Source organism: Acinetobacter sp. ANC_7682 (assembly GCF_056779795.1).
Genome location: NZ_JBWYIQ010000051.1, coordinates 1 through 8,703 on the forward strand (window position 1 = coordinate 1; position 8,703 = coordinate 8,703).

An 8,703-nucleotide genomic window follows, 5' to 3' on the forward strand; every position below is an offset into this window, starting at 1 on the left:
ACTCATTGAGATGTGTCATAGTATTCGTCGTTAGAAAACAATTATTGTGACATTATTTCAATGAGTTATCTATTTTTGTCGTGTACAGAGAAATTATTTAACAATATTAAAGTTTTTATATTTATAACATATGGATAGCTCATTTTTATTCCAAATTAACAGAATCTGCTAATAATAAAGCATTCTATTTTTAATACATACAAAACTCTAATTGTCCTACCTATAGTATTCAGCGTATTAAGTCTAAGGTGGTTCAACTTGCATGACCTTGTTAATATCTATAACAAAGATAGCCATTTGCCAAACTTTTAGGATAACAACATGACCAATAATACTTATACCGAATTGTCTCATTCAGAAGACTGTGAAAAGTACGCCAACCAATTTATTCAGGAGTTTCCACTGCGCCGTGCAGAAATTGGTCAAGGAACAGTGATCAAACGCGCTTTACCAAGTCGCCATAAGCGTATGATTGGCGCATGGTGCTTCTTAGATCATGCAGGTCCTGTGACATTTGAAGCTGGACAAGGTCTAGATGTTGGTCCACATCCACATATTGGTCTACAAACCTTTACTTGGATGATTGAAGGGACTATGTTGCATAGCGACAGCTTAGGTACAACAGATCAGCTCATTCAGCCCAAGCAAGTTAACCTCATGACCGCAGGTCGAGGTATTTCACATACTGAAGTCGCGCCAGCGAATGAAACAAAAATGCATGCTGCCCAACTTTGGATTGCATTGCCTGATGACAAACTTACCATCGATCCAGCTTTTAATCACTATCCAGAATTACCCGTCGTCAATCAGTCAGGTATCGAATTTACGGTATTGGTCGGTGAGTATCTAAATACAGTATCACCAGTTAAAGTACATACAGAGCTTTTAGGTGTTGATTTATTTGCGCAAACAGCCGCTAAAGCACGTTTACCTTTAAATCCAAAGTTTGAATATGGATTCATGGCGCTTGAAGGTACAGCAACTATTAATGGTCATCATTTAGATGAAGACAATATGGTGATTTTAGAGCCAGGGCTAGAACATGTGGAAGTAGAAATCCATGACAATAGTCGTGTACTGCTTTTGGGCGGTGAGCCATTTGAGTCACCAATTTTATTATGGTGGAATTTCGTTGGACGTACGCAAGAAGAAATCAAAATTGCACGTGATCAATGGATAGCAGAAGATCCACGTTTTGGGTCAATTCCATCATACCAAGGCGAGCGTTTGAAAGCTCCGATATTGCCTGATAGCATGCGTCCATCTAAATAATAAGACAAAGAAGGAAAATAAAATGGCAACGATCGCAAATGCAAAGGTCACCACACTACCTGAAAAATGGGGTGGTAAAATTCAATCTGGTCAGCACACATTTCTCACCGATAAACCTGAATCATTCCAAGGTTTAGATCGTGGGCCTGCACCGTATGATTTTATTTGTTCAGGATTAATTTCCTGCACAATGATCACATTACGGATGTATGCAGAGCATAAAGGACTGGATTTAGGCGAATTTAGTGTTGAGGCAGATTTTAAAGCCAATAAAGAAGGGCAGGAATGGATTGAGCGTCGTTTAAGTTTTAAAACTAACTTGGATGAAGCACTACAAGAAAAAGTTTTAAATGTGTGCCAAAAAACACCCGTCACTAAAACATTGCTCAGAAGCGTCGAAATTAAAACAACAATTGTTTAAATATAGACAACTTAATAGGCATCAACATTCTGTATTTTTGTAATTTACAGCTAAAAAGATGACATTTTGTGTAAAGCAGGATGTCTTTTTTTTATTCAAAATGGCTATATAGAGAGAAATAAAATTAGGTGGTCTTATGCTGACATTACATCATTTAGAAAAATCACGTTCTTCAAGAATTATTTGGGCGCTAGAAGAGTTGGGTGCTGAATACCAAATTCAACATTATAAAAGATTGCCAACTTACGCCGCTCCACCAGAATTGAAGAAGGTTCATCCTTTGGGGAAATCACCAGTGATTACTGATGATAATTTAGTGATCGCAGAATCTGCGGTGATTTTAGACTATCTGGCAGATCGCTATGATACTCAGCATCAATTTAAACCCCAGGCACAGCCGGACTTAACACAATATCAGTATTGGATGCATTACGCTGAAGGCTCATTAATGCCACTTTTAGTGATGACCTTAGTTCTCTCGTTTGTACCTCCTAAAGTACCTTTTGTGATTCGACCAATTGCCAATAAAATTATTGATGGGGTGACTGATGGATTTATACAACCGCGTCTCGCTGAACATATTGAATTTTTAGAACAGCATTTGGCGCAACATGAATTTTTTATATCTCAGTTTTCATTTGCAGATATCCAAATGAGTTTTCCCTTGATCGCGATGGATGAGCGCTTAAATGGAAAATATCCGAACATTCATGCGTATGTAAAACGCATAAAACAAAGACCTGCTTATCAGCGAGCGGTCATCAAGGGTGGTGATTAAGATGGCAGATCAGGCAGTGAAATTAATCTTCCTGCCCGGAGCATCTGGCAGTACTGCATTTTGGAAACCTGTTCAATCACATTTTGAATCTGAGTACGACACGCACATCATTGCTTATCCCAGTTTTGGTGAATATCCTGATCATCCACATGTAAATTCAATGTCAGATTTACAAGATTATGTATTTGATCATCTTCAGCGCCCAAGTATTCTGATCGCTCAATCTATGGGTGGGGTCATTGCTGTTCAAGCGGCGTTGAGGTATCCAAAATTGATTCAAGGTTTGGTGTTGGTCGCTACGTCAGGTGGCGTTGATTTAACACCATTTCATGTTAAAGATTGGCGTGCAGAATATCAAAATGAATATGAAGTGCCGCACTGGTTTATTGATGATGAAACCAAATTAGATGAACGGCTTGCTGAAATTGAATGTCCTGTACTATTAATCTGGGGCGGAGATGATGACATTAGTCCTGTCGCAGTAGGTGAGTATTTAAATCACGCTTTTAAGTATTCAGCGCTGAATGTGATCCCGAACGGACAACATGACTTAGCTAAAGTTTATGCGCCAGAGTGTATTTCTTTTATTCAGCGCTACTTAGCAAAATTTTAGGTTTGCTCTAGACTAAAAAAGGATGCTAATCGCATCCTTTTTTATGATTATCGTTTTACAACGATTGAATCAATACCGCTGTGTTGTAGGGTTTGCTGAGCGATAACAGCTGCTTCTTGAGAGTCATAAGGTCCAGAGACAACCCGATACCAGGTTTGACCGCCTTCCGTGGTTTTAATGACATCTGCAGATAAGCCGTTGAGAATAATTTCAGCACGACGTGCATCAGCACTGTCTGGATCTGGATAACTTCTGACTTGTAAAAGGTAGCTACTCGCTACGGGTTGAGGTTCTGCATTTTCAATCAGTTCACCCTCTGTCGTTGTAGCATCAGCAACCACAGGTGCTTCCACGATGACAGGTGCGGTGTTCACTTGCTGATTTTCAGGTACAGCTTGATCGGGGATTGGAGTCACTTGTTGTTGAGGCAATAAATCGTAGAAGCGATAATCTTTATTCGTATCTTCTTGATAATGTTCAGATTGAATATCATTGCTTTTTGGTTGGACTGGCGCCCACGGTTTCCATAGCATTAAGGCTACGGCAAAACTCAGTACAATTAAAATCAGAACAAGCATACCTAACCATTTTGGTATTAATGGTTGTTTAGGTTTGTTAGGTCTTTCTGATACACCACGCTGCGTTTTTCCAAACACTTGGAAACCTCTCTTATTTTAAGATCATGTAATGGAAAATTGGATTACCATCACATGGAATTTTTATCTCATTTTTTTTCAATAATAAAAGTCTAAAGAGGTGAATCTTTTAAAAAGATTCACCTTCAATGACTTACATGCTTTCAGGTGCAGAAACGCCTAAAAGCTCTAAACCATTTTTCAAGACTTGACGAACATTTACCGATAACAACAAACGTGCTTGGGTCAGATCAGCATCATCACCGAGTACTTTATTTTCGTTGTACCAACCATGGAACAATGCTGCAAGTTCTTTTAAGTAGTTACCTACTTGATGCGGTTCATGGCTGTTTGCAGCACGTGCAATAATTTCAGGGTAGGCTGCAAGTTTTGCTAAGATTTCAGTTTCAGCTTCTAATTCAAGCTTTGCGGCAAAACCACGCGCAGTGGTCGCATCGAAGTTGATGTTCAAGCTGCTTGCTTTTTCTAGCATACGACAAATACGTGCATGAGCATATTGAATGTAATACACCGCATTGTCTTTACTTTGAGAAACCGCGAGATCTAGATCAAAGTCGATGTGCTGTTCAGACTTACGCATGACATAGTAGAAGCGAGCAGCGTCGTTGCCGACTTCTTTACGTAGATCACGCAATGTGACGAATTGACCTGAACGAGATGACATTTGAACCATCTCACCACCGCGCCATAGGCTGACGAATTGTACTAATAACACAGTCAGTTTTTTCGAGTCATATCCCATCGCATCAATCGCCGCTTTTACACGTGCGATATAACCGTGGTGGTCTGAACCCCAAATATCAATAATGTCAGTATAACCACGCTGAAGTTTATTCAGATGGTAAGCAATGTCAGACGCGAAGTAAGTGGTTTGACCATTACGACGTTTTACAACACGGTCTTTTTCATCACCAAATTCTGTTGATTTGAACCAAATGTTGCCATCTTTCTCATAGAGGAAGCCGCGTTGATCAAGTGTTTGTAATGCTTCTTCAATTTTTTCAGTCAATGATGCTTCACTGAACCATTGGTTGAAAGTCACACCAAATTCACCAAGATCATCTTTAATATCATCAAGAATTGCTTTTAACGCAGCTTGATGAAAAACGCGATAACCTTCACCTATTAACGTCTGCGAGTTAAAAATTAGACCATCAATATGTTTTTCTTTATCGCCAGAAAGTACAACCTTGTTGCCTTCGGCATCAAGTTCTTCAGCATATTGCACATCTTCTGGCACATCTTTATAAACATCAGCTACAGGGCGAACATATGCATCGCCGTCTTGATCAATAATGCTTTGTGCAATTTCTTTAACGTAATCGCCTTGGTAAGCATTTTTAGGGAATACTAATGTTTGACCAGTTAACTCAAGGTAACGTAGATAAGTAGACGTCGCTAAAATGTCCATTTGACGACCAGCGTCATTCACATAGTATTCACGATCGACTGTAGCACCAGTTGCTTCAAGTAAATTCGCAACCGTCATGCCATATGCTGCGCCACGACCGTGACCCACATGTAAGCTTGATGTCGGGTTCGCAGAGACAAACTCAACTTGGATTTTTTTCGTAGCATTTACTTGTGTACGACCAAAATCATTAGCTTGTGCCTGAATAGCATCAAGAACAGCAAAACGTTGGTCTGCATTCAAGAAAAAGTTGATAAAACCAGGACCGGCGATTTCCGCTTTACTGATATCAGCAACTTCTGGCAGTGCAGCAAGAATTTTTTCTGCTAAATCACGAGGCTTCATACCTGCAGCTTTAGACGCGATCATTGCGATATTCGAAGCGAAGTCACCATGGCTTCGGTCTTTGGTTCGCGTTAAGTTTCCGCTGTTGTTAAAGTCAGATGGGAGGACCCCTTCAGTCTGAAGAGATTGCACTGCATGATCGAGAGCTGCTTGTATTGCCGTATTCATAATTTATCGAAAAATTAATGTCGCAGAAAAACGACAAATATAGCAAATTTAGCGCTCATTAGCGAAGCAGATTTGCGTTGAATAAAACTTATCCGACATAAAAAATAATAAAATCAGTTTTTTTAATCACTATGCGCTATTTGCAGAATTAACGATGATGAAATTAATCTTTTACATCTAATGCATATCGATGATTGAATTGAGCCTGATTGTCTTTATCTCATTTAATGTGAATTTAAATAGAAATCAGGCAATTTTATGATTCGAAATTAAGCCATACACGTGACAGGCTTATTTAGTAATTCTGCTTTACCATTTTGGAAAGTGTATAACTTAGATGCATGGAAGATTTTAATGGTTTTTGCCTTTTGAGTAGCAGTTTGAAATGTCGCTAAATTTTTTTGATTCGCCAAACTAAAAGGATTTCCGTAATTCTTATTGTCAAGTAGTACTTGGATCGTGCCCACTTCAGGCTGAAGACTATTTAAAATTTCCGAACCTTCCACATTTTGTATGCTGAGACTTGGTTTTTGGACACTATTTCTTACAATTTAAACGCAGGAACAGCATGTGACCATCAACTGCTTTGTTTTGTAAGTCATAAATTCCTTGAAGGTCATTTTCGATATATACCCACTGACCAATCGGCATATTTTGTTTAAGTTTCTCAATTTGCTCGAGTGTCGTTTTACTAATATCGACTATGCCTTTTTTATCAATTTCAGGGGTTTTATCAGCGCGTGCTAAGCCCACCATTGAAAGTGCTTTATCACCGACCTTTGAGGTCGTGTCAGTGATGGTTTGACAACCCGTCACATTTAGCAATGAAATAATAGTCAATGGCAAAATGGCAATTTTAGCTGTAATTTTCATGTGGGTATAATAATGAACTAAGAATACGGTTGAATCCGATATTAGCTGAATCGTTCAGATTAGTTTGCAAAAAAAAGTTAATAAACATGAATAATACATTTGAAATGTGACAGTTTTATCTATTTTTCTATCAATAGAATGATTGATTGAAGTTATAAAATTTAAAAATACTGCCAATATTATTATCAATTTTATAAATATACATTTGTCTTCATTTCGGCTTAAGCTATTTCTTAAATAAATGGTAAAAATGAAATGAAAAGGGTCTGAATTTAGGCCTGATCCATGAGATTAGAGATGACAACTGAACACACTGAAGTAAAACACCCTCTTTATACCCCTTATGCTGGCTTTACTTTGCTTGAACTACCTCTCCTTAATAAAGGCTCTGCGTTCACTGAGGAAGAGCGAGCAAGTTTTAATCTAAACGGTTTGCTGCCTCATGTGATTGAAACGATTGAAGAGCAACACCAACGTTCATATCAACAATTTACGTCATTTCATGACGACATTAATAAGCATATTTATCTGAGAAATATACAAGACACCAATGAGACTTTGTTTTATCACCTCATAGAAAATCATTTATCTGAAATGATGCCGATTATTTATACCCCAACGGTAGGTGAGGCTTGTCAACGATTTTCTGATATTTACCGCCGTCATCGTGGTGTATTTATTTCATATCCTGATCGTGCCAACATTGACGATATTTTACAAAATGTGAATAAGAACAACGTCAAAGTTATTGTAATCACAGATGGTGAACGTATTCTTGGTTTAGGTGACCAAGGGATTGGTGGGATGGGAATTCCAATCGGAAAATTATCTCTCTATACCGCATGTGGTGGTATTAGCCCAGCTTATACATTACCCATTACATTGGATGTAGGAACCAATAATGCACAGTTGCTAAATGATCCAATTTATTTAGGTTGGAATCAGCCTCGTATTAGTGGTGATGAATACTATGACTTTGTGGATGACGTACTTCGTGCGATTAAGCGTCGTTGGCCAAAAGCTTTGATTCAATTTGAAGATTTTGCTCAAAAAAATGCAATGCCATTGCTGGAAAAATATCGTGATCAATATTGTTGTTTTAATGATGATATTCAAGGCACTGCTGCTGTTGCGGTTGGTAGCTTAATCGCAGCAAGTCGAGCTGCAGGAAAACAATTACGTGACCAGAAAGTGGCATTCTTGGGTGCTGGTTCAGCGGGCTGTGGTATCGCTGAGCAAATCATTGCGCAAATGGTGGCTGAAGGTTTGAGTGATGCTGAGGCAAGATCACGAATTTATATGGTCGATCGTTTTGGGTTATTGACCGATAATCAACCAAACCTTTTAGATTTTCAGCGTAAACTGGTTCAAAGTTCAGAAAATGTATCCGAGTGGGCTGATGCGGAAGGCATCATTTCATTGCTAGATGTTGTAAAAAATGCACACCCGACTGTATTGATTGGTGTCTCTGGACAACCGGGTCTGTTCACTGAAGAAATTATTCGAACTATGGCATCCAATTGCGAGCATCCTATTGTATTGCCATTGTCGAATCCAACGTCGCGTGTAGAAGCTGTACCAGCAGATATTATTCAGTGGACGGACGGTCGAGCTTTGATTGCAACTGGTAGTCCATTTATGCCAGTTAATTATCAAGATAAGCTACACAATATTTCTCAGTGTAATAACTCTTATATTTTCCCAGGGATTGGCTTAGGGGTGATTGCTGTGCAGGCAACACGTGTTACAGACAATATGCTAATGGCATCAAGTATGGCATTAGCAGATTGCTCTCCAAAATTGCAGAACCCTGACGACGACTTACTTCCTGATCTCAATGATTTGCAGAAAGTCTCCCGAATCATCGCGTTCAAGGTTGCAAAGGCCGCGATTGAGGATGGTGTTGCCTTGCCATTGAGTGATGAGCTGATCGAAAAAAGTATTGAAGATAATTTCTGGAAACCGGAATATCGCCGCTATAAGCGAATTCCATTTTAAAAAACTTGAATTTTCAATATAAATTCATTGGAAATAAGTAGGAATCAATGCGTTGGTTCCTATTTTTTTAGAATAATTAGGCTTTGTTGCACAAAGATTTGAAATGCAAAGCGCCCCTAATTGAGCCAAATTTAAGGCGTAACTTGGGTAAGTGGTCGACCTAATTCC

9 protein-coding genes are annotated in these 8,703 nt (G+C 38.8%); 5 read left to right on the top strand and 4 right to left on the bottom strand.

Annotated features, from left to right (window positions below):
• Nucleotides 1-321 precede the first annotated feature (321 nt).
• The 4 genes from AC1M9D_RS13525 to AC1M9D_RS13540 all read left to right on the top strand — a co-directional run bounded on the left by AC1M9D_RS13525 (nt 322) and on the right by AC1M9D_RS13540 (nt 3,084).
• Entirely contained in the window at nt 322-1,272 is a 951-nt protein-coding gene (locus AC1M9D_RS13525; RefSeq protein WP_481610221.1) for a pirin family protein, read from the top strand.
• A gap of 22 nt (nt 1,273-1,294) precedes the next feature.
• Entirely contained in the window at nt 1,295-1,693 is a 399-nt protein-coding gene (locus tag AC1M9D_RS13530) for an OsmC family protein (protein ID WP_481612397.1), read from the top strand.
• 136 nt (nt 1,694-1,829) lie between these two features.
• Entirely contained in the window at nt 1,830-2,471 is a 642-nt protein-coding gene (locus tag AC1M9D_RS13535) for a glutathione S-transferase family protein (RefSeq protein ID WP_481612398.1), read from the top strand.
• Between the two features lies 1 nt (nt 2,472).
• Nucleotides 2,473-3,084, top strand: a complete 612-nt coding sequence (locus AC1M9D_RS13540; protein ID WP_481593735.1) for an alpha/beta fold hydrolase — start codon at nt 2,473-2,475, stop codon at nt 3,082-3,084.
• Between the two features lie 47 nt (nt 3,085-3,131).
• Here the strand turns inward: AC1M9D_RS13540 and AC1M9D_RS13545 are convergent, their stop codons facing one another.
• The 4 genes from AC1M9D_RS13545 to AC1M9D_RS13560 all read right to left on the bottom strand — a co-directional run bounded on the left by AC1M9D_RS13545 (nt 3,132) and on the right by AC1M9D_RS13560 (nt 6,537).
• Nucleotides 3,132-3,740, bottom strand: coding sequence for an SPOR domain-containing protein (locus AC1M9D_RS13545; RefSeq protein WP_035268975.1), 609 nt, complete (start codon nt 3,738-3,740; stop codon nt 3,132-3,134).
• A gap of 133 nt (nt 3,741-3,873) precedes the next feature.
• Nucleotides 3,874-5,664, bottom strand: coding sequence for an arginine--tRNA ligase (argS, locus tag AC1M9D_RS13550; RefSeq protein ID WP_481612399.1), 1,791 nt, complete (start codon nt 5,662-5,664; stop codon nt 3,874-3,876).
• 269 nt (nt 5,665-5,933) lie between these two features.
• Entirely contained in the window at nt 5,934-6,170 is a 237-nt protein-coding gene (locus AC1M9D_RS13555) for a hypothetical protein (protein ID WP_481612400.1), read from the bottom strand.
• A 31-nt stretch (nt 6,171-6,201) separates the two neighbouring features.
• On the bottom strand, nt 6,202-6,537 hold the full coding sequence (locus AC1M9D_RS13560) for a hypothetical protein (protein ID WP_481612401.1): 336 nt from the start codon (nt 6,535-6,537) through the stop codon (nt 6,202-6,204).
• Between the two features lie 297 nt (nt 6,538-6,834).
• On the opposite strand from AC1M9D_RS13560, the gene AC1M9D_RS13565 reads away from it, so the two are divergent.
• Nucleotides 6,835-8,535: an NAD-dependent malic enzyme gene (locus AC1M9D_RS13565; protein ID WP_481612402.1), complete on the top strand. Its 1,701-nt coding sequence runs from the start codon at nt 6,835-6,837 to the stop codon at nt 8,533-8,535.
• Nucleotides 8,536-8,703: the final 168 nt, after the last annotated feature.

Coding starts and splice junctions, on each gene's coding strand:
- AC1M9D_RS13525 (WP_481610221.1), top strand. CDS start 322: ATGACCAATAATACTTATACCGAATTGTCTCATTCAGAAGACTGTGAA.
- AC1M9D_RS13530 (WP_481612397.1), top strand. CDS start 1,295: ATGGCAACGATCGCAAATGCAAAGGTCACCACACTACCTGAAAAATGG.
- AC1M9D_RS13535 (WP_481612398.1), top strand. CDS start 1,830: ATGCTGACATTACATCATTTAGAAAAATCACGTTCTTCAAGAATTATT.
- AC1M9D_RS13540 (WP_481593735.1), top strand. CDS start 2,473: ATGGCAGATCAGGCAGTGAAATTAATCTTCCTGCCCGGAGCATCTGGC.
- argS (WP_481612399.1), bottom strand. CDS start 5,664: ATGAATACGGCAATACAAGCAGCTCTCGATCATGCAGTGCAATCTCTT.
- AC1M9D_RS13560 (WP_481612401.1), bottom strand. CDS start 6,537: ATGAAAATTACAGCTAAAATTGCCATTTTGCCATTGACTATTATTTCA.
- AC1M9D_RS13565 (WP_481612402.1), top strand. CDS start 6,835: ATGACAACTGAACACACTGAAGTAAAACACCCTCTTTATACCCCTTAT.